This window comes from Streptomyces sp. NPDC059224 (genome assembly GCF_042754285.1).
Taxonomy (GTDB): Bacteria; Actinomycetota; Actinomycetes; order Streptomycetales; family Streptomycetaceae; genus Streptomyces.
On sequence record NZ_JBHZAN010000025.1, the window covers coordinates 1 to 19,274 of the forward strand.

The 19,274-nt window shown below is 70.5% G+C and carries 23 protein-coding genes; 3 read left to right on the plus strand and 20 right to left on the minus strand.

The genetic code is table 11. From position 1 onward, the window contains the following. The coding region (locus ACFXI4_RS26945; RefSeq protein ID WP_384995508.1) for an IS3 family transposase at positions 1-806 on the plus strand (806 nt) is incomplete at its 5' end. 36 nt (positions 807-842) lie between these two features. Continuing rightward, entirely contained in the window at positions 843-1,358 is a 516-nt protein-coding gene (locus ACFXI4_RS26950; RefSeq protein ID WP_384995510.1) for a hypothetical protein, read from the plus strand. A gap of 237 nt (positions 1,359-1,595) precedes the next feature. Here ACFXI4_RS26950 and ACFXI4_RS26955 read toward each other — a convergent pair whose 3' ends face one another. The 5 genes from ACFXI4_RS26955 to ACFXI4_RS26975 form a co-directional block, all read right to left on the minus strand. After that, positions 1,596-2,363 (minus strand): aminoglycoside phosphotransferase, encoded by a 768-nt coding sequence (locus ACFXI4_RS26955; protein ID WP_384995513.1) that lies wholly within the window; start codon positions 2,361-2,363, stop codon positions 1,596-1,598. 56 nt (positions 2,364-2,419) lie between these two features. Continuing rightward, entirely contained in the window at positions 2,420-3,271 is an 852-nt protein-coding gene (locus ACFXI4_RS26960; RefSeq protein WP_384995515.1) for a class I SAM-dependent methyltransferase, read from the minus strand. Between the two features lie 61 nt (positions 3,272-3,332). Beyond that, entirely contained in the window at positions 3,333-3,998 is a 666-nt protein-coding gene (locus ACFXI4_RS26965) for an HAD family hydrolase (protein ID WP_384995519.1), read from the minus strand. Then, positions 3,995-5,614, minus strand: a complete 1,620-nt coding sequence (locus ACFXI4_RS26970) for a PEP/pyruvate-binding domain-containing protein (protein WP_384995521.1) — start codon at positions 5,612-5,614, stop codon at positions 3,995-3,997. Before ACFXI4_RS26970 ends, ACFXI4_RS26965 begins: the two co-directional genes overlap by 4 nt. Next, positions 5,611-6,603, minus strand: a complete 993-nt coding sequence (locus ACFXI4_RS26975) for a hypothetical protein (RefSeq protein WP_384995524.1) — start codon at positions 6,601-6,603, stop codon at positions 5,611-5,613. The genes ACFXI4_RS26970 and ACFXI4_RS26975 overlap by 4 nt, the downstream gene beginning before the upstream one ends. A 162-nt stretch (positions 6,604-6,765) precedes the next feature. Between ACFXI4_RS26975 and ACFXI4_RS26980 the strand changes: the two genes are divergently transcribed. Continuing rightward, on the plus strand, positions 6,766-7,257 hold the full coding sequence (locus ACFXI4_RS26980; protein ID WP_384995527.1) for an NUDIX hydrolase: 492 nt from the start codon (positions 6,766-6,768) through the stop codon (positions 7,255-7,257). Between the two features lie 37 nt (positions 7,258-7,294). On the opposite strand, the gene ACFXI4_RS26985 is transcribed toward ACFXI4_RS26980, so the two are convergent. The 15 genes from ACFXI4_RS26985 to queC all read right to left on the minus strand — a co-directional run bounded on the left by ACFXI4_RS26985 (position 7,295) and on the right by queC (position 19,003). Beyond that, complete coding sequence (locus ACFXI4_RS26985) at positions 7,295-8,443, minus strand: IMP dehydrogenase (protein ID WP_384995529.1); 1,149 nt, start codon at positions 8,441-8,443, stop codon at positions 7,295-7,297. After that, positions 8,440-9,162, minus strand: coding sequence for a dTMP kinase (locus tag ACFXI4_RS26990; protein ID WP_384995531.1), 723 nt, complete (start codon positions 9,160-9,162; stop codon positions 8,440-8,442). Before ACFXI4_RS26990 ends, ACFXI4_RS26985 begins: the two co-directional genes overlap by 4 nt. 20 nt (positions 9,163-9,182) lie before the next feature. Continuing rightward, on the minus strand, positions 9,183-9,851 hold the full coding sequence (locus tag ACFXI4_RS26995; RefSeq protein WP_384995533.1) for a PolC-type DNA polymerase III: 669 nt from the start codon (positions 9,849-9,851) through the stop codon (positions 9,183-9,185). After that, on the minus strand, positions 9,848-10,951 hold the full coding sequence (locus tag ACFXI4_RS27000; RefSeq protein WP_384995535.1) for a DegT/DnrJ/EryC1/StrS family aminotransferase: 1,104 nt from the start codon (positions 10,949-10,951) through the stop codon (positions 9,848-9,850). The genes ACFXI4_RS26995 and ACFXI4_RS27000 overlap by 4 nt, the downstream gene beginning before the upstream one ends. After that, a complete protein-coding gene (locus tag ACFXI4_RS27005; RefSeq protein WP_384995537.1) occupies positions 10,948-11,991 on the minus strand; it encodes a radical SAM protein in 1,044 nt (347 codons plus the stop codon). The genes ACFXI4_RS27000 and ACFXI4_RS27005 overlap by 4 nt, the downstream gene beginning before the upstream one ends. Next, a complete protein-coding gene (locus ACFXI4_RS27010) occupies positions 11,988-12,650 on the minus strand; it encodes a thymidylate kinase (protein WP_384995540.1) in 663 nt (220 codons plus the stop codon). Before ACFXI4_RS27010 ends, ACFXI4_RS27005 begins: the two co-directional genes overlap by 4 nt. After that, the gene (gene folE, locus ACFXI4_RS27015; RefSeq protein ID WP_384995542.1) at positions 12,647-13,270 is read right to left on the minus strand and encodes a GTP cyclohydrolase I; all 624 of its coding nucleotides are present in this window, start codon (positions 13,268-13,270) and stop codon (positions 12,647-12,649) included. Before folE ends, ACFXI4_RS27010 begins: the two co-directional genes overlap by 4 nt. Then, complete coding sequence (locus ACFXI4_RS27020) at positions 13,267-13,998, minus strand: WbqC family protein (protein WP_384995545.1); 732 nt, start codon at positions 13,996-13,998, stop codon at positions 13,267-13,269. The genes folE and ACFXI4_RS27020 overlap by 4 nt, the downstream gene beginning before the upstream one ends. Next, a complete protein-coding gene (locus ACFXI4_RS27025) occupies positions 13,998-14,684 on the minus strand; it encodes a PIG-L deacetylase family protein (protein WP_384995548.1) in 687 nt (228 codons plus the stop codon). Before ACFXI4_RS27025 ends, ACFXI4_RS27020 begins: the two co-directional genes overlap by 1 nt. Positions 14,685-14,757: 73 nt before the next feature. Beyond that, a complete protein-coding gene (locus tag ACFXI4_RS27030; RefSeq protein ID WP_384995550.1) occupies positions 14,758-15,891 on the minus strand; it encodes a glycosyltransferase family 4 protein in 1,134 nt (377 codons plus the stop codon). After that, a complete protein-coding gene (locus ACFXI4_RS27035) occupies positions 15,888-16,436 on the minus strand; it encodes a phosphoribosyltransferase (RefSeq protein WP_384995552.1) in 549 nt (182 codons plus the stop codon). The genes ACFXI4_RS27030 and ACFXI4_RS27035 overlap by 4 nt, the downstream gene beginning before the upstream one ends. After that, positions 16,433-16,912, minus strand: coding sequence for a DUF6884 domain-containing protein (locus ACFXI4_RS27040; RefSeq protein WP_384995555.1), 480 nt, complete (start codon positions 16,910-16,912; stop codon positions 16,433-16,435). The genes ACFXI4_RS27035 and ACFXI4_RS27040 overlap by 4 nt, the downstream gene beginning before the upstream one ends. Further along, the gene (locus tag ACFXI4_RS27045; protein ID WP_384995557.1) at positions 16,909-17,643 is read right to left on the minus strand and encodes a 7-carboxy-7-deazaguanine synthase QueE; all 735 of its coding nucleotides are present in this window, start codon (positions 17,641-17,643) and stop codon (positions 16,909-16,911) included. The genes ACFXI4_RS27040 and ACFXI4_RS27045 overlap by 4 nt, the downstream gene beginning before the upstream one ends. Then, entirely contained in the window at positions 17,640-18,296 is a 657-nt protein-coding gene (locus tag ACFXI4_RS27050; RefSeq protein ID WP_384995560.1) for a 6-pyruvoyl tetrahydropterin synthase family protein, read from the minus strand. Before ACFXI4_RS27050 ends, ACFXI4_RS27045 begins: the two co-directional genes overlap by 4 nt. Beyond that, positions 18,293-19,003, minus strand: coding sequence for a 7-cyano-7-deazaguanine synthase QueC (gene queC / locus ACFXI4_RS27055; protein WP_384995563.1), 711 nt, complete (start codon positions 19,001-19,003; stop codon positions 18,293-18,295). Before queC ends, ACFXI4_RS27050 begins: the two co-directional genes overlap by 4 nt. Between the last annotated feature and the right edge of the window lie 271 nt (positions 19,004-19,274).

The following is a 19,274-nucleotide window of genomic DNA, read 5'->3' on the forward strand; positions in this document are numbered from 1 at the left end:
CCCCATCTGCCCGCACCGTCCGCGACGCCGAGCTGAAGCCACTCATCCAGCAGATCTTCGAGGTCAACTACCGTGTTTACGGGGCCAGGAAGGTCTGGCGTGAGCTGCACCGTCAAGGCCACATCGTGGCCCGGTGCACGGTCGAACGCCTCATGCGTGAGCTCGGCGTCACTGGTGCCGTCCGCGGGAAGAAGATCATCACCACGATCCCCGACAGTTCCGTCGAGCGGGCGCCGGACCTGCTGGACCGCGACTTCGTCACGCCGGCCCCGAACCGCTGCTGGGTCGCCGACTTCACCCACATCAGCACCTGGTCGGGAGTGGTCTACGTCGCCTTCGTCGTGGACACCTTCTCCCGCCGGATCGTCGGCTGGTCCGCCGCCACGTCGAAGGAGACCACGCTCGTACTGGACGCCCTGGACATGGCTCTGTGGCAACGCGACCGCGACGAACACCCGCACCAGGCAGGTGAGTTGATACATCACTCCGATGCCGGGTCGCAATATACGAGTTTCCGGCTCGCCGAGCACCTGGACGCCGCCGGCATCGCGGCCTCGATCGGCTCCGTTGGCGACGCCTATGACAACGCCCTCATGGAGTCCACGATCGGCTTGTTCAAAACCGATCTGATCAAGCCCGGACGGCCCTGGCGAACCCTTTCCCAGGTCGAACTCGCCACCGCAGAGTGGATCGACTGGTACTGCCACCGCCGGCTCCACGGTGAAATAGGGCACATCCCACCCGCCGAATACGAGACCAACTACTACCGCGCAACCACCAAACCCCAGGTCACAACCACAATCTGAAGTCTCTACCGAACCCGGAACGGTTCAATCAGCGATATGAACTTCCTGGAAGCAGCGGCGTTCCTCGGCATCCCCACGTCCTGGACTACGCAAAGCCCTCTGCGGATCAAGCCGCTGGATCCCCGTCGCGACCTTAAGAACGGAGACTTGCCGGGCACGCTGCGACTCTTGGCGCAGCACGTCCTTGGCCAGGAGAAGGCCGACTTCCGGGCCCGCCGCATGCAGTTCTCCCGCTGGTCCATCGACGACAGGACATGGGACGAGCTCTGCCGACAACGTCCTCCAGGCCGAGGCCGGAAGCCGAACGAGCACACCCGAGAGTGCGCATCCGCCTTCGTCTGGAGCTACATCACGGGAAGCGAGTTCGCCCTCGCACCAGTCTTCCAGCCACCAATGCGGCCCCACGACCGAACGCTCTCGCTAGACATGCCGCACCTGACGAAGCTCAGGCGTTGGGAATCGAAAAACCCGCCAGTCCCCGCCTCCTGGCTCTGCACGGCCCTCGAGGAACACGCCAGACAGGTGATCGCCACCATCAGTCACGCATCGTGACCAAGGCGGATCCCGGCCCGCCGACTATCGCCCTCAAAATCCGCCAACCAGCTCCCTCCACCTGCCGGCGAACTGCACCGAAGAGAGCATCACCCGCCAACTACGATCCTCGGTCACATGCACGGACCCGTGCGCTGCAACAGGTGTGCGGAGAATGGGTTTTGGCTGAAACGCCGATGACGGTGTTGGCCGCACCACGATGGAGCCTCAACGGACATCCCTGCTCAGACGCCCTTGTCACCACGCCTCCCGCGCGTCGCCACACCTGGCGACGTCGAGGCGGTCGCGGTAGTGCAGCCATCGTCCGGCCGCGTCCGCCAGTCTCACCGCCCATGGGAACGGCACCGTGCGAGCGGTCCTAGCCCAGGAGCGGGCGTTCACCGAGGCATGCACGGCGATGCCCGAAGGGGGAGCGGCACGCCAGGCTGGTAGCTGTCGGGCCCATTGGTCGGCGGCCTCCGGTGTGTGGCCGGCGTCCAGGAGACGCACGATCAGCCCGGCCACATCGACCCAAGCAGCTCCGACGGTAGGTGAGGCCCAGTCCACGACCTGTGCTCTCGCTCCCACCCGGATGTTGTCGGGGTTGAGGTCAAGGTGCAGCAGATCGCGGCCCCCGAGCTGTTCCAGGTCCTCCGAGTCGGCGTCCTTGGCGAAGTGCTCCTGAACGGTCGGTAGGGAGACATCCGGGAGAGGAAGTCGCCCCAAAGCGGTCACGACGTCCGCGATCAGGTTCAGGTCCGGCGAGTCGGGGGCGAGGTCGGCGGATCGCTCGGGTGCGAACTCGAAGACGAGAACGTCCCATCCGCTGCTTTCGACGCGGAACAGCAGGCGGGGTGAGACCGATGTGACGTGCGGGTTAATCACGGCCTCGGTGTTCTGCGCCGCCCAGGGGTGGCCGTCCTCGGCAGCCTTGACGAAGACGGGCCCGGACGGAGTCTGCAGTGCGCAGGCCACGGTGCTGTTCATCCCTGTGGCGGCGTTGGTGGAGCCGCTGATGGGGCCCACGTGCTTCTCGATCGCCGCGCGAACTGTGGACGGGAGGCCTTCCCACCCGAGCCGCTTCACGGGCGCTCTGCTCGGGCGCTCGGCCGTCGCCCGAGCAGGAGGTGGGCCTGGCTGGTTTCCTGGAACCTCTCGGTGGGCTCCCACGCTCGCAAGGTCGCGCGCAGGTCCGACTCGAACGCTCCTCGGCGATCGCCCAGGACGGGTATGGAGGTCTGTGCTTGAGAGAACTGCCAGTTCACGAGCTGGTCCAGGGTGACGTTCAGCGTGTAGTCCGTAGTCGTCTTCGTCAGGTGGGAGAACGCGCTGTGTCGGAAGATGTCCTCGTGGGTTCCCGCCTCGTCACGGCTGGCCTGACCGGTGGGGCCTGCGGATAACGATGGGCCAAGGTGACGTGCCCGGACCCGACTCAGAACCGGATCCCAGGACGGCTTGGGGTGGCCGGGCCAGCGGTGAGACAGCAGGGCAACCGCTCCTCCGGGTACCACCCGCTGGTCCAGAGCGGCCAGGGCTTCCGCACGGGGGATCATCCAGTGGAAGGCGTCTCCGATGGTCACCAGGCTCACGTCGTCGAAGTCCGGCAGCTCGTACGAACTGCCCTCTTGCCATTCGACGTTCGTGACGCCGCGCTCGGCGGCGCTACGCCGTGCTTCGTCGAGCATCTCCGAGGACGGGTCGACGGCCACCACGTCGACGCCCCGCTCGGCTAGGGCGATGGCAACGGCGCCGGTGCCGGTGGCCAGGTCAAGGACGCGCCGGCCGGGGAAGGCCGAGGCGAACTGCACGCAGAGGTCGATCAGTTCCGCCGGATAGCCGGGGCGGAAGCCGGCGTAGTAGCGGGCGGTTCCGGTGAAGACGCTGCCGGGTGTGCGGTAAGGGGCGGCACCGGCCCGAACCCGTTCGTGCTGCATGAACTCTCCTCGTTCTGGTCGCCTGCGGCTCGGCGGGACGCCGCGTGGCAAGGGTGACGGTCTACTGCTGGTGGGGGACGAGCCGTTGGAGCCGGGCGACGGTGAGGGCCGGGTCTGTGGCGTGGATCGTCGTCATCCCGAGCTTCTCGGCCGGCACAAGGTTCACCGAGTTGTCGTCGACGAAGACGCACTCGGGTCCCGAGAGCCCGAGCAGATCCAGGGTTAGCTCGTAGATCTCCGGCTCCGGTTTGCGCAGGCGGTGCTGCTCGGAGAAGACAACGACGTCGTGACAGGTATCCAGAGCCCACGGCGCGTAGGGGTTGTGCGGGGTCAGGCCCATGGAGTTGGACAGGATCGCCGTGCGCAGGCCCGCGGCCCGGATCGCCGCGGCGGCGGCGACGACGGTCTCCTCCGGGCGGAGGGTGGCCAGGGCCCGGCCCATGAGGTTGGTGCTGTCGATGCCGAGCAGCGCGGCGATTCCGGTGTTCCACTCCGCCTGGGAGATTTCGCCGCGTTCGAGCTGCGCGTAGAGCTTCCGCCCGGTGGGGTGGACTGCGACGGCATGGCGGTAGGCGTCATCCGGCAGGCCCACCTCGCGGGCGAAGCAGCGAGCGGTGTCGTCCATCGGCGTGGTGAGCACACCGCCGAAGTCGAAGATCACCGCGGCGTAGCGCGGGATGCCGCTGGGTGCGGGTATCTCCGACCTGTCGAGGGGGGATCGGGTCACGAGCCGCTCCTGGTCGTGTGGAGGGGACGTTCGAAGATCACGCGGTCGTCGGCGTCGAGAGCGACCACGCGGCGGGGGAGGTCTCCGGCAGGGCGTGGCCACAGCAGGGCGAGACCACCTGCGGTGCGCAGCTCGAGGCCGGGGTGTTCCGGGAGCAGCACGGAGGAGCGAGGGGGGCCGTCGGGCAGCAGGATGCCCAGGAGGCCGGTGGTGTCGGAGGCTGTCGTCACCGCGCGGACCAGCACACCGAGGTCGGCGCAGTCCGGATCGTGGAGGAGGAGGGTGGCGGCCCGTCCGTCGTCGGTACAGGCATCGGATATGCGGGTGGTGAGGACGGCGGCATCGCGATACGACACGGGCCCGTCCTCCTGGCGTGGGGCGGGAACGGAGGGCGCCGGGCGGACTGTGCCCGCTGTCCCGTCGACCTCGATGACCATCCCCGCGGCGATGTCGGCGGCTTCGGGCACGTTGGTCACGCACGGGATGCCGAGTTCCCGCGCGATGATCGCGGTGTGCGACAGCGGTCCGCCGGTGGTCGACACAACGGCGGCAGGGCCGCGTAGGAGAGCGGCGGCGGCTTCGGGGCCGAGAGCGCCGCAGATCAGTACGGCGCCCTCCGGCGCCGGGTCGGGTCCGAGGTGGACGGTGGGGCCGGTCGCGATGCCGGCGACGGCGGCTAGACCGGCCCAGCCGCCGGTCGGCGGCTCGGGCCGGGTCGTCTCGCGGATCGGCTGGGTTAGCGGCCGGCCCTGCAGGACCATCGGCCCCTCGGGGGCGACGGCCCATTCCATGTCGATCTGCTCCAGACCGAGAGCCTGGGCCGCGCGGGCGGCGAGGTCCAGCAGCTCCTCGCGCTGGTGCGGGGTGAGGACGGGGACGCCCGCCCACTCGGCCGGGGTGCGCAGATGCATCACCCCGGGGCCCGAGCCGGCGACCTTCGCGCGGGCTGGGCCAGTACCAGCGGCCGGTACGGTGATCCACTCGCCGGGCGGCAGATCGAGTTCCTGCGTGGTGCCGGGCAGATGGATGAACGGCTGCGCGGAACAGGCGACGGACTCGATGGCCGCTCCGCGGCCGCAGTGGATCTCGCCCGTCTGCGCGCCGCTGACCAGCTGCTCGGCCAGTCCGCGCACCGCCTCGATCCGCCAGCGCACACAACGGCCGCCGGTCACCTGGGCGGCCAGGACGCCGGCGACGACGGGCCGCAGAACGGGCTGCACGAGCACGGCGAGGTCGTCATCCGGGCTCAGGCCGCGCGCGGCGGCGTACTCGGCGACGACCGGGGCGCGCACCGAGGCGCGGACCTGACGCAGCGCCGCCAGGACCTGGCCCGGTGTGCAGGGGGTGATGACCGAGTCGTACAAGCCGGCGAAGGAGGAGGTGACACTGTCCTCGCCGGGCGCGGACGACCGGGCGATCAGCCCGTACGGCGCGCGGCGTTCGGCCCACGCCAGCAGCTGCCCGGCTGCGCCGGGCAGGTCGCTGTCCGCGACGTCGACGGGGATGACGGCGCTGTCCGGCACCGGCAGCCCGGCCTGCTGAAGGCAGGCGAGCGCGGCTGCCTTGGCGCCTGCGCACGACGGCGCCGCGTCCGTGAGGGTGGTCAGGAAGGTCACGATGCCGCTCCGGCAGTCAGAAGGTCGACGGTGGTCAGCGCGGCCGGGTCGAGGTTCGCGCCCTGACACCAGCGGCGGACCACGGAGAGATAGGAGTGGCGCAGGACCTTGCGGCGCTCCTCGCTGTCGCAGGCCCAGGACAGGATCGTCACGATGGCCCGTACGGAGGCGACGGCCTGCTGATCGCCGGCGGCGGCCAGCAACGCGGCGGTCTCCCACGCCTCCCGCAGCCTGGCGGTCCGCTCGCGGGCGAGGGCGATCTGCCGGAACTCGGCCTCGGGGTCAGAGCTGGCGGCCAGCGTCTCCACGAGGACGGCGATCTGAGCGGGATCCTCGTAGGGCATGGCGCGGGCGGCCGGCGTCCCCTCGCCGTAGAGCGTGCCGATCCGGACCGCGAGACCGGTGGCCGTGGTCTCCAGCCCGGCTCCGTCCTTCACTGCCAGCGCCGCCTGCACAACGTCTTGGTGCGCGGCGAGCAGATGCCCGGTCTCAGCGGGCGTCGACAGGGCCAACATGCACGCGCGTGCCCGGCCCTCGTCGTTGAACAGCCGGGCGAGGAAAGACTCCCACTGCGCTTCGGGCAAGAGCCAGTTCACGATGTGCGTCGACATGACCCGCAAGAACGCCGCCGTCGCGTCCGACAGCGCGGCGCCGACCTTCGCCGTGGCGCCGTCGGTGAGGGCACGTTCAGCGCGGGTGAGTGCAGCGGTCGCGCGACCGCGATCGCCAACCGCTCGCGCCACCACAGCCTGCGCCCGGGCGGGGTCGGCAAGGTGAGCAGCCAGCTGTTCCACCAGCTTCTCGTGGACGGTCTGGTCGATGTCGACGATGCCGGGACGGCGCAGCACTCCGTACGGGGTGGGGTCGTTCATCCAGACGGCGGGCCAGGCGATCAACGAGGTGGTGTACAGGTCGAACTCCAGCCGGGTGCTGGCCGGCCGGGAGATCTCGTAGTCCTGGACCACGAGGCGTCTCCATAAGGTGTCCATCGTCAGCCTCCGTGCGTCAGGGCGCGTCCGTACCGGCGGCGCGTGCGGGGGAATGTGGCGTGAATGCGTCTTGGTGCAGGGGCGGATGTGGGAGGCTCGGCGGCCGGATGAACGGCCGCCGGTGCGGCCGTACGGGATCGAGCGATGGGACTGCCTCCGCACATGAGCGACACGATCAAGGAGCCCACGGCCAGCTCATTCGTCTTTCGCCAGATGGAGGACGGCTGGCGGCTCGGGCTGATCTGGCACCCGCGGCTGGAGTGCTGGATGCTGCCCGGTGGCCACGTCGAGAGTTTCGAGAACGCGGCCGAGGCGGCGGTGCGGGAGATCGGCGAGGAGACCGGCTGGACGGCGCGGCTGGTGACGGGCCCGTCCAGCAAACTGCCCGCCGGGGCACCCCACCCGCTGGTGCCCGCCCCGTGGTGGGTCCAGGAGCTCGACGTGCATCCGGACAACCACACCCGACAGCCGCACGTCCACATCGACCACCTCTTCCTCGCCGTCGCCGAGGGAGAGGGGCCGGCCGGTGAGCCGGCCCATGAGGTGCGCTGGTTCACGGCCGCCGCCGTCGCGGAGCATGTCGACATCGCCGAGGACCTGCGGCTCCAGGCCAAGGACCTGTTCGGTCGGATCGCCGAAGCCGCGGCACGCTGATCGACGGCCCGCACGCGCACGGGCATCGAGCCGCGGTTCACCGTGCGGCCTCGGCGCGGTAGTCGAGCGGGAGCTGCTGGCTGCGGCCCAGCGCGTGCGGGCGGCTCTCGGCGACGCCCGCCGGGCTGATCTGCACGAACTCGGCCTGCTGCCGCAGCTGTTCGAGGGTGGAGGCGCCGGAGTACGACATGCCCGAGCGCAGCCCGGCCAGGAACGGGTGCAGGGTGCGCTCCAGGGTGCCGGTGGCCGTGTGCGTGCCCTCGACGCCCTCGGGCAGGTACTCGTCGAGCTCGGTCTGGGTGACCTGCTCGCCCCGGGCCTTCTTCAAGCTGAGCTGCATCCCGTAGGTCACGAACCCGGTGGAGACCTTGTAGCGCTGCCCATCGGCCTCGACCAGATGGGCGGGGCTCTCGTCCGCACCTGCCAGGGCGCTGCCGAGCATCGCGGTCGTCGCCCCGGCCGCGAGGGCCTTGACGAGGTCACCGGAGTTCTTGATCCCGCCGTCGGCGATGACGGACACCCCGGCCTCGCCGGCCGCGTCCACGCAGTCCATGACGGCGGTCAGCTGCGGCACGCCGGCGCCGGTGACCAGCCGGGTGGTGCAGATGCCGCCGGGCCCGATGCCCACCTTGACGACGTCGGCGCCCGCGTCGATCAGGTCCCGGGTGCCGGCCGCAGTGGCGACGTTGCCGCCGATGACCACCACGCCGGGGTGCTGCGACTTCAGCGCGGACACCACGGCGAGGACGTAGTCCGCGTGCCCGTGTGCGACGTCCACGACGAGCGCGTCGACCCCGTGGTCGACGAGCATCGCGGCCCGCTCCCTCCAGTCACCGGTGACGCCCACTGCGGCCGCCGCGCGCAGCCGGCCGTCCCCGTCGACGCTGGCCTCGGTCATCCCGGTCGGGACGGCGGTGTTCTTCACGGCATCGAGCTGTGCGGTCTGCTGGGCGGGGGTGCAGGCGCGGTGCAGGACGCCCAGTCCGCCGGCCAGGGCCATCGCCGTGGCCATGGAACTCTCGGTGCACCACGGGGTGTTCGCGGAGAGCACCGGGATGGCCAGGTCCAGGCCGGGCGCCAGGGTGGTGGACAGGTCGGTGTCCCTGCGGCTGGTCACCGCGGTGCGCTGCGGGACCAGGAGGACGTCGTCGTAGCCGAGGGCGAAGCGGATCGGGCGGCGGGTCATGCCGGAACTCCTTCGAGAACAGGGGCGGGCCAGGGCAGCGGGCGGGCCGCGGTGATCCAGGCGGCGATGCGCTCGGCGGCCGCCTCCGGGTCAGGCAGTGCGACGCGATCGACGACCCGTACGCGGGGGTCGTCCTGGGCCAGCGCCTGGAAGAGGTGGGAGCAGCGCTCGTGCACGGCGCGCTCGGCGGGACTGATGGGGCGGCCGTCGCGTTGTTCGGCGCGGTCGAGTGCGGTGGTGAGGTCATCGGTGAGCAGGACGGTGACGTCGGGCGCCGGCCGCCAGGCGGTGGCTTCCCGCATGAGAGCGCGGGCCCTCTCGAGCGCCGCTGCGTCGTCGCCGGGGTGGAGAGCGGCTGCCTGGTAGACGGCGACGGAGTGCAGACTGCGCCCTTCGAGCACGGTCCGGCCGTCGTGCAGTGGGGCGCGGACGGTCTCCCAGGTGTGCATCTGGACGGCGAGGAGGAGCAGCGTCTCGCTGGCCGGGAAGCCGCCGCGCAGGAACCGGTCCGCGCCGGCTGCCTCGGCGAGCGCGGCGACGATCCGGCTGCCGAGGTCGCCGCGCTGACGGCGGCGGGAGAACTCCTCGACCAGCAGTGGCGCGTCGAGGCGCTGGGCGGCCATGCGGGCGAGATAGCTCTTGCCGGTGCCGCTGATGCCCTCGATCGACACCAGCACACCGCGGCCGGTGTCCTCGCCGGCCGTCTGTTGGGGGTACACGCCGGGTGTCTCCTTTCCGGTCAGAACAGGGAGTCCTGCTGGGGGGCGGCGGCCGCGGCGTCGTCCTGCACGGCCTTCGGCTGGATGCCGGCCACGCGGTGCAGGTCGGCGAGGGTGGACCAGCGGCCGGCCTGTGCCCCGTCGGTCACGATGCGCGCGAAGATTTGGCACGTGGCGGCTACGTCGGGCATGGCGCGGTGCCGGCCGGCCGGGGGTGGCATGTCCAGGTGGCGCAGCACGTCGTCGAGGCGGTGGCGGGTCAGGTCGGGGTAGGCGGTCCGGGCCAGGCGCACCGTGTCGAGCAGCGGCAGGCGCGCCAGACGCGGGCAGGACGGCTCGCGGTCGTGGATGAGCCCGGCCTCGTAGGGGGCGTTGTGCGCGACCAGTACGTACGGGGGGTGGGCGAGCAGTTCCTCCAGAGCTGCGAGCGTCGCGTCGGCGCTGCTGGCCTGCTGGATCATCGCGGGGGTGATGCCGGTCTGTCCGGTGTCGAAGGAGGTGAAGGGCACACCGTCCGGGGGGCGGATGAGCTGTTCGAACCGTCCGTCCTCCTGCCAGGTGCCGTCGGCGGTCAGCTTCCCGGCGATGGCGGCGACCTCGATCGGCTCCGGCCGGCGGCCGGCCGGGTTGAGCGTCTCGAAGTCGACGCCCACGAACGTCGTCGCGAGCAGTGCAGGGTCGGTCGTCAACGCCACTGGCGTGCCTCCTCGGTGATGATGTGCGCCATCTCGGCGAGGCGCGTGTCGCTGTCTCCTTCGTGGACAACGACCGCCAGGGTCGTGTCGAGGTCGGCCCGGGCAGAGGGGCACTCGGACAGGGCCAGGTCCTTGACGGAGGGCAGGCGGTCGGCGGTCGTCAGGCCGTAGGTGCCCACCGAGTTGGGCACGCCCCGCTCGGCCAGGCGGATGCAGAAGTCGCGTGGCCGTTCCAATGCGAGGTGGAACAGCGGGGCGTAGCCGTTCCACTCGTGGCGCCCATCCGGTTCGATCGGGGTGAGGCCGGGAGCGTGAGCGGCGTCGTTGACCAGCTGGCGGGTCTGCCGCTGGCGCAGCGCGAGGAGTTCGTCGAACCGTGCGAGGTTGCCGCGGGCGATGATGGCGCACGGCTCGGGCAGCCGGTAGTTGTGGCCCGTGCGGCTGCCAGCGGGCTGGCCGGGGGCGGGCAGGAACCCGTGGGTGACGAAACTCCGGGCCCGGGCGGCGAACGCCTCATCGTCGGTGAGGATGTAGCCGCCCTCCTTGCACCACAGCAGCTTGCCGTCCTTCCCGGAGTAGCAGCCCGCGTTCCCGAAGGTGCCCGCCCACCTGCCGTCGTAGCGGGTGCCCTGGGCCTGGCAGGCGTCCTCGATCAGCCGCAGATCGCGGTCGGCGCAGTACGCGGTCAGGCGTGCTAGGTCGGCACACCGGCCGGCCAGGTGCACGGGCAGGATCGCCTTGGTCCGCGGAGTCGTCTTGGCGATGAGGTCGTCGAAGTCCAGGTCGGCTCCCACGGAGTCCACCAGGACCGGCACGGCGCCGGCGAGCCGGATCGCGACGATGGTCATCACCACGCTCGCGCCCGGCACCAGGACTTCGTCCCCCTCACCGATGCCGTATGCGGCGAGGGAGGTGTGCAGTGCTGCGGTGCCGCTGGCGACGGCGACGGCGTGGGCCGTGCCGAAGCGCTCGGCGAGTTCGGCTTCGAGCGCGCGGGCGTGCTCGTCACCTGCGGGGTCGGGGCCGCGGTCCAGCATCTCGGCCATGCGGCCCAGCGCGGTGGCACGCATGGTGGCGGCGGGGATGAGGGTCATGCGGCGCTCCTGGAGGCCGGGGTGAGGATGCGGTCGAAGTCCATGAGCGGCCACATGTTGACGCACTCGTAGGAGGCCAGCGGGCAGTCGCTCGCGCAGCCGGTCGGGGCGGGGAACAGCTCCGCGGCGCTCTGTCCGCGGATGGTGCGATGTGCCGAGGCGGGGGTGGCGTTGATCCGCAGGGAGGAGACGCAGTCCCAGATCGTGCCGTCGGGCTGGACGAAGTGGAGCGTGCGCCCGCCGAAGCAGCCCTTCACCGTGGTGGTCGCCCGGGGGACGCCGGCGGTGACCTGGCTGGGGTAGGTGCCCGCCGGGAGCGTCAGGGGAAGGCCCGCCGCGTACAGCTCGGCGAAGGCGTCACTGAGGGCGCTGGTGTCCTCGGGGCGCAGGGACAGTTGCTCGTGGTGGATGTGGTCGTCTTCCAGGGCGATGGGCTGCGGGACGTAGTAGTCGACGCCGAGGTCGGCGGCGAAGCGGCCCATCGCGGGGATCTGGTCGATGTTGAGGCGGGTGATCACCGTGTAGATGCCGACCCGGGGCCCATCGACGGCGCGGGCGGCGAGGAGGGCACGGATGCCGTCCACGACGTCCTGCCAGCCGTGCTCGCCTTTCGGGTCCGGGCGCATCCAGTCGTTGAACGCCGAGTCGGTGGAGTCCAGGGAGACCGATGCGGCGTCGATGCCGACGTCGAGCAGGGACTGGAGCATGACCGGGCGGGTCAGGGGGATCCCGTTGGTGCAGACGATGACCTCGATCCCGGCCTCTTTGATGATCTTGAGGGTTTCGAGGATGCCGGGCCAGTTCAGCGGCTCGCCGCCGGCGACGAAGATCCTGCCGACCGCGGAGTCCTTGAGCGTGCGGACGAAGGCGAGGACCTCGCGGCGCTTGAGGTCGTTGGGGGAGATGTGGGACAGCTGCCCGACCTTCGTCGGCGGCTTGATCTGGTGGATCAGCGGGTCGCCGAAGTAGCAGCTCGGGCAGGCCAGATCGCACAGGCTGCGCAGCGACCACAGCAGGGTGATCGGTCGGACAGGGTTCATGAGGAGGCTCCCGCCGGGGATGTGAGCGCAGCGACGGCGCTCGTCAGGACGGATAGGGCCTGCGCAGTGGTCAGTTCGGCGAGGTCGAGGACCAGGTAGCGGTCCGGTTCCTCGCCGGCGATGCGCGCGTGCAACTGGGCGACCGCGACCGCACGGTGGTGTTCGTCGCGGGTCAGGGGCCGGCCAAGCCGCGCGGCCCACTGGGCTCGGCGGGTGGTCTCGTCGTTCGTGACCAGCACGGTGAGGTCGCTGCGCGGGCGCCAGCGGTCGGCCATGGCGAGCAGGCGCAGAGCGATGGGGTAGGGGTCGCTGCCGTCGCGCTCGGCAAGGGTGAGGGCCTGGTAGACGGCGACGCTGTCGCACCCGCGGTCCTCGATGACCACTGCCGCTGCAGGTGACTCCTCACGGCGGCGCACGGCGAGGCCGAGCAGCGCGAGCGTCTCGGTCAGCGGGTGCCCCGTGCGCAGGAAGGGGTCGCCCCCCTCGGCGAGCGCGGCGATGACCTTTCCAGGAAGCCGTTCCGGCGCCGCGTCGGGCAGCTCGTCGAGCACCAATGCTCGCTCGACCTGCTCGCGCAGCAGCGCGGCGAGGCGGGTCTTGCCGACTCCGTTGGCGCCTTCAAGCGTCACCCACAGCGGTGCCGGGCGCGGCACGGTCATCGGGCGGCTCCCTTCACAGCGAGGTCCAGGAACAGGCTTCCGAGTGCGCCGCCGGGGGCGAAGGCGCCGTGGGTGCAGGTCGTGGTCGTCACCGCGCCGGTCGCGCGGACGCCGCGGGCGCTCATACACGAGTGGGTGCCGGTTGCGGCCACCGCGACGTCCGGGGACCCGCTGGTCTTCATCAGGTCCTCGGCGATGCCGTTCATGATGCGTTCCTGCAGTTGGAGCCGGTGACCGTGCGACTGAGCGATACGGGCGATCTTGGACAGCCCCAGGACCCGCCCGTGCGGGCGGTATCCCGCAGTGACGGTGAGCTCCATGCCCTGGAGGTGGTGTTCGCACAATGAGTGCACGACGATGCCGGACACGATGACGAGCTCGTCTCCGTCGGCGCGGATCGCGTCGTGATCGAAGGTCGTGTCCGTGCGGCCCGGGTCGTGCTCGAGGAACTCTGCCCACCAGCGGGCCACCCGTTGCGGGGTGTCCTTCAACCCGTCACGGTCGGGGTCCTCGCCCAGAGCCGTCAGCAACTGCCGGTACAGCTCCGCCACCTGCCCCTGGTCGATGCGCCCCGAGGGGACAGGTACGGCTGTCGGCTCGGAGGTCAGCTCGATCGTCATGCGTTCACCTCGTGCCGCTCGGGATGGAAGGCGAAGGAGGAGGTACGGGCGCCGGCCGCCAGGACCGCGCGGGCGCGGGGGCCCTCGTGCATCAGCAGGTCCAGCACGGACAGCCCGGCGGGCCGGTTCCGGGCGGACCCGTAGGGGGCATGGGCGTAGGTCGCGACCTCGATCCTGATGCCGGCCTCGCTCAGTAGATCCGCATCGAGGTAGGCGGTTGCTCCGGTGCCGACCCGGAGCACGTCGGCGCCGTGCCGGCGGCACAGATCCACTAGCGCGCCGGTCTTCGTGCCAGCCGGCGGTGTGATGCTCGTGCGCGTGACGGTCACCTCAAGGCCGAGAGCGGCCAGGATCACGCGGGTGACGGCCTCGTTCAAGTCGACCAGGTGCGTCCAGCGGCGGACGTACAGCTGCTCCAACTGGCCGGCGTAGCGCGCGAAGTGCGGGGCGCGCCGGTAGGAGTCGGCCAGGGTGCGCCAGTGGCGGCGGGCGAAGTCCGGCTCCGCGATCTCCACGTCCACCAGGCGCTGGCCGAAGGCGCGGCGCACCGGGACGATCAGCCGTACGGGCCGGCCGTCACGGCCAGCGACGGAGTTGCGGTGCTGCCAGCCGCGCTCAGCGAACTGGACGTGATCGAGCAAGACGATCTCCTCGACGTCCAGGAGACGGGAGAAGTATCCGCACCACGGCCAGTAGGCGGGCTGGTGGGCAACCAAGACACGGTTCATCACGCCACCAACCGGTAGACGGTGAGGAGTTCGGCCATCGCGGTTCCGACCGAGGAGCCGGCTGCGGTGTCCATCGCCCGGATGGTGGCCAGTGAGCGTGGGTGTGGCGCCTCGCGCAGCTGGCTGCTGTAGCAGGTGAGTGCCTTGACCTTCGTCTCCCATACGCCGGAGGTGTCCACAGCGACGGGCCGCCGGGCGGGTGGCCCGTGCTGCGCCCAGGCGGTGTCCTCGGGGCCGACGTAGCCCAGCACGATCCGGGGGGCGTATGCGGAGGGGCGGGCTGCGGCGATCGCGGCGGTGTGGACGGCCTGGTGGTCCTGGTGGAAGGAGCCGGCGGCCGGGATGAGCAGGCCGGTCGGGCGCAGCTGGCGCAGGCTGAGTCGGGGTCCGGCCTCGATGAGGTGAACCAACTCGGCCATGCGAGCGCCGGGGTTGGTGGCGCCGTCGGTGTCGACCCAAGCGGTGTGGTGCGAGGTGACGCCGAGCACGGTGCACGCCTCGTCGAACTCGGCCATGCGGGTTTTGGGGTCGCTGCCGGGGTGGGTGCGACAGGCGACGGTGAGGACGTGGACGTCGATGCCGTCGACGGTGAGCCGGGCGATTGTGCCGCCGGCGCCGAGAGCATCGTCGTCGAGATGCGGAGAGATGACGAGCACGCTGTCGCCGGGGGTCAGTCCGAGGACCATCTGTTCTCCTCTTGCCGTGGGAGCGGAACGGGGCCACCCGGTAGGGGGCGGCTGCACAAGGTGACGCTTGGGATCAGTGAGGACGGGCGTTGACGGTGGCGAGCAACTGCCGGACGACTTCGGAGGGGGCCTGAAAGGCGGTGCGCAGGACGGCGTTGCGGGAGGCCTCGTGGTATCGGTCGGCGTCTTCTAGCAGTTCGGACAGGGCCGGCCAGATCCCGTTCGCGCCCTGTTCGGCGCTCACCATGACTCCGCCCTGGCCGACGAGGTGGGGCAGGTTGCCGATGCCGATGCCCACGACCGGGGCGCCGGTGGACATGGCCTCGGCCGCGGCGTTGCAGAAGGTCTCCGGCTCGTAGGAGGCGATGATCGTGGCCGCTGCGCCAGCGAAGAACGGCTGGACCTCCTGCCAGGGCAGCGCCTGCCGGACCGTGACGACGTCCGGGCGCTTGACCGCGGCCGCGCGGACGGCGGCGAACACTTCGTCCTGCATCCCCGGCCAGTACTCGAACCCGGCGGCCGCCAGGACGAGCTCGACCGGGCGGGTCCAGTCGGCTGGCAGCGCCTCCAGCAGTTCGGCGAGCCCCTTGTACGGCTCGGCCCGGGAGACGATCCGCACGGGCCCCTGCGTGCGGAGCCGCTCGCGCTCCTCGTACACCGCGGGCTGAGCCGGCGCGAACAAGGCATTGGGCACGATCGTCCAAGCGGAGGTGTCGTAGCCCTGCTCGCGGGCCTCGCTCTCCATGAACGGGCTGATCGGACATACGGTCGTGGCCGCCGCGATCGCCTGATCGAAGTACTCGTCGCCGCGCACCTTGTGGACTTGCAGGATCGTCGGCACGCCTTCGGGCGCGGCGTCCAGGTAACCCAGCCCGTACAAAGCATCGACCCACACGACGAGGTCGGCCTCGTGGTCCGCAAGCAGGCGCCGCAGTTCGACGCGTACCGGCTCGGGGTCCTCCAGCGCGGCGAGGATGTCGGGCTTGAGGATTGGGCGCGGCAGCGTCAGGGAGGACAAACGGACCATGTCCGGGTGGTCGGCGTCCCCCGGTCCGGCAGGCCCGGAGGTGACGATCAGCGGAGTGATGCCGAGCTGGCGGCATCCTTCGGCGAGGGCGCCGACGGCGCGTTCGTACCCGGCCGGCTCGCCGGGCGCGTAGGAGAACAGAACGAAGGCGATCGTACGGGGCATGCTAATGCTGGTCACCGGGCCTCCTGAGCGGTGTGGACCTGTCGCGGGTGGGGCAGAGGGATGCTGTCGGGCGGCGGCGGGTCCTCCCAGGGGAAGCCGACCCAGTCGGCGACCGGCCACACCCAGATGTCCAGGGGGAAGTCGGCACCCTCGTTGCGGCACAGCACGGCGGTGCGCGCCGCGACACCGGCGCCGGACAGGAGCGAGGCGACGGCCTGCAGGGTGGCGCCAGAGCCGCAGATGTCGTCGACGACCAGAACGCGCCCGGCCCCTGCGACAGCGGTCAGCAAAGCGGCCTCGTCCACTTCGACCTCGCCGGTTGCCTGGATGCCAACCAGGTCGGAGACGTTGTGCCGGGCTCGGATCTCGACGGCCGGGATACCGAGGATGCGGCCGGTCTCCAGGGCAAGAGGAACGCCGCCGCGGGCGAGGCCGACGACGAGTTCGGGAACGAAGCTCGCCTCGTGCGCGGCGATGAGCGCTGCCGCGGCGAGGAAAGAGTCCTGGCTCATGGCCCAGATCCGCTTGCCCTCGAAGACACGCGCGTGTGCAGGCGTCACGCCGCCCATCCCCACCCGTCCAGCACGCGCTCGACTTGGGGCCAGTGCGCCATCGGGTCGCTCACCACGTGCACGACCGGCAGCGGCGGCAGCCCGAGCATCTGGAAGTACAGCGGCTCCAGGAGTAACAGAGCCTCTCGCGCGGGGTTCCGCTCCAGGTGCTCAGCCAGCGCGGCGCTCACAAGGTCGCGCTGGCTCAAGGCCCGCTCAGGCGTGAGTACGTGGTAGTACGGCTCGATCGGCTCGTCGGCACCGAGCAGGCCGTGGCGGGCCGACAAAACCAGGGTCCTCGACCGGTATTCGGGGTGGTCGGCGACGCGCTCGCGCAGCTGCGGGAAGCACCAGCCCTGGTAGAGATCGAGGGCAGGTACTCGCTCAGTGCCGGGGAGTTTCCGCCGGGAGCAGCCGACCACCACAAGACCGCACGGCGACGCAGTGGACCTCCCGGTGAGCTGACGCTCTGAGGGCGCGGTCATCGGACCCCCAGAGTCAGGTGCAGACGGCCGGAGAAGTTGAAGCCGTGGTCCATGACCTGCTTGACGATGCCCCGGCCGGCAGCGGTCCAGGCGGCGTCGTCCTCTCCCAGCGGCATGATCCACACCCGGTCGTGGGGGATCAGGCTCTCCCGGACGAGCTGAGCTGCTTCCTCGACCTCGCCGTCGTCGGCGGCCACGAACTTGAAAGCTGCCTTCCCCTGCTGCGCCAGACCGGCGAAGTCGGCCAGGACGGCGGTGCGGATACGTCGCTTGGCGGGGTCGGCCGCAGCCATGCGACCGATCTTCGGGGACACACTGAAGTGGGCGACACGGCCGGCGGTGAAGTCGTTCGGCGAGATCGTGCCGTTGGTCTCGATGTGTACGTCCCCGGGTAACTCCGAGAGCATCTGCTGCCACGCCGCGGTGCGCTGCCACAGCAGCGGCTCACCCCCCGAGACCACCGTCAGCCCCGATCGGGCTCCGTGCTCGCCGGCGGTCTGGACGATGTCCTCGGCGGAGCGCGGCGGGCACGTCTGCGCCAGGTCGTAGAGGCTGGTGTCCCACGTCCGCTTCGAGTCACAGGGCGGGCAGTGCAAGTTGCACCGTCCCAGGCGGATGAAGCACGAAGCCCGGCCCGTGTACGGCCCCTCGCCCTGGGGGACGGGCCCGAAGATCTCCTGTACCGGGAGCAGGTCCTCAGGAACAGTGCCAGCGATCTGAGGACTCGTCACGGCGTCCACCTCGTGTACTCCGCCCAACTGGTCTCCGTCTCCGAGACCCGGATCGCGGCAGGCCCATCCGCGTGCTGCTCCAGGAGGTATGCCGACAGGAGCTCGGAGGTCGGGTTGAACGGCACCGTCTTGTTGAGGACCGTGCCGTCCAGGTCCTCAATGTGCCGACGCAGCTTCTTCGGGACCACGGTGGGCCTGCCATCGGCGTCGCACGCCGTCACGAGATAGGAGTGGCCATGTCGCCGACCGCACTGATGCCCAGCGGACAGCCCGTCGAGGTGGTGGGTGGCCTCGAACCTGACGGCGAACTCGTCGGTCGGCACTACAGGCCGGCCGGTGCGTATACGCACCTCCGTCAGTGCGGCACCGATTTCCGCTGCGAGGTGCGCGCGCGCCCATTCGGCCAGGTACGCGCCCAGACCGACGTCGGTGGCGTCGGGGACGCGGTTGTTGAGGAACTGATGGTCAAGGACGGTGTCGATGTGCTTCCCCAGTGGCGCCAGGCGGCCGAAGTCCACCACGAAGCCGACGTCGTCCAGCGTGTCCGTGGAGAGCACTGCTTCGACGGTAAAGGAGTGACCGTCGTCCTGGCCGTCCAGGTCGCGGGTCGCCTCGAAGCGGAAGAGTTTGCCGATGCGCCACAGGCCCCTCACCGGGAGGCCTCCGGCTCCGCGCGGTCCGCGTACTCGGTCGGGTCGGCGACACTGGCCAGCGTGAACGCTTCCCTGCGCTCGACACACGTGCCGCACGTGCCGCAGTGCACGCTGCCGCCCTTGTAGCAGGACCAGGTCAGCTCGAACGGCACGCCCAGCTCGTGCCCGCGGCGCGCGATGTCCGCCTTCGTCAGGTGCAGGAAAGGGGCTTCGAGCCGGAACCCGTCCGCGAGGAAGCCCTCGTTGCCGGCCTGGACGGCCTTGCCGAGCTGTTCGAAGAACGTCGGCCGGCAGTCCGGGTAGATCGGGTGGTCCCCGGCGTGCGCGCCGAAGGCCACGATGTCGGCTCCGCGCGAGACTGCTACCCCGGCGGCGATCGACAGCATGATCATGTTGCGGTTGGGCACGACCGTGCTGCGCATGCTTTGGTCGCTGTAATGGCCGTCGGGCACCTCGACCGACGCGTCGGTCAAAGCGGATCCCCCAAGGAGCCGTCCGACGTCCGTGAGGTCGACGCTCTGATGCGGAACGCCGAGCCGTTCCGCAATCTTCCCGAGGTGATCCAGCTCGGTGCGGTGCCGCTGTCCGTAGTCGAACGACAGCAAGGACACCTCGCTGCCGCGTGCGCGTAGTTCGTACGCGGTCACGGTGCTGTCCATGCCTCCGGAGGCGATGAGAACCGCGTACTTCGATGATGGCTTGGTCATCTGTCTGAGTCCCTTCTTGTGTCTCGCTGACGGTGATGCGCACTGGTGGAGTGCGTCGGCCGGGTTTGCGGCGATCGTGGGTGGGCTGCGGCCGCGGGCTGACGTGAGCACGGCAGGCGCCCACATGGCGGTGGAGGGTGACGGCAGGCTGGTTGTGTCGAGGGGCCGGTGCAGGACCATGGCTGCCGAACCAAGGTGCATCTTCGGCTGACTGGCCGTCATTGCCGCCCTGCCGTAGGAACATTGACCTGGCCACGCAATGACCGCCCGG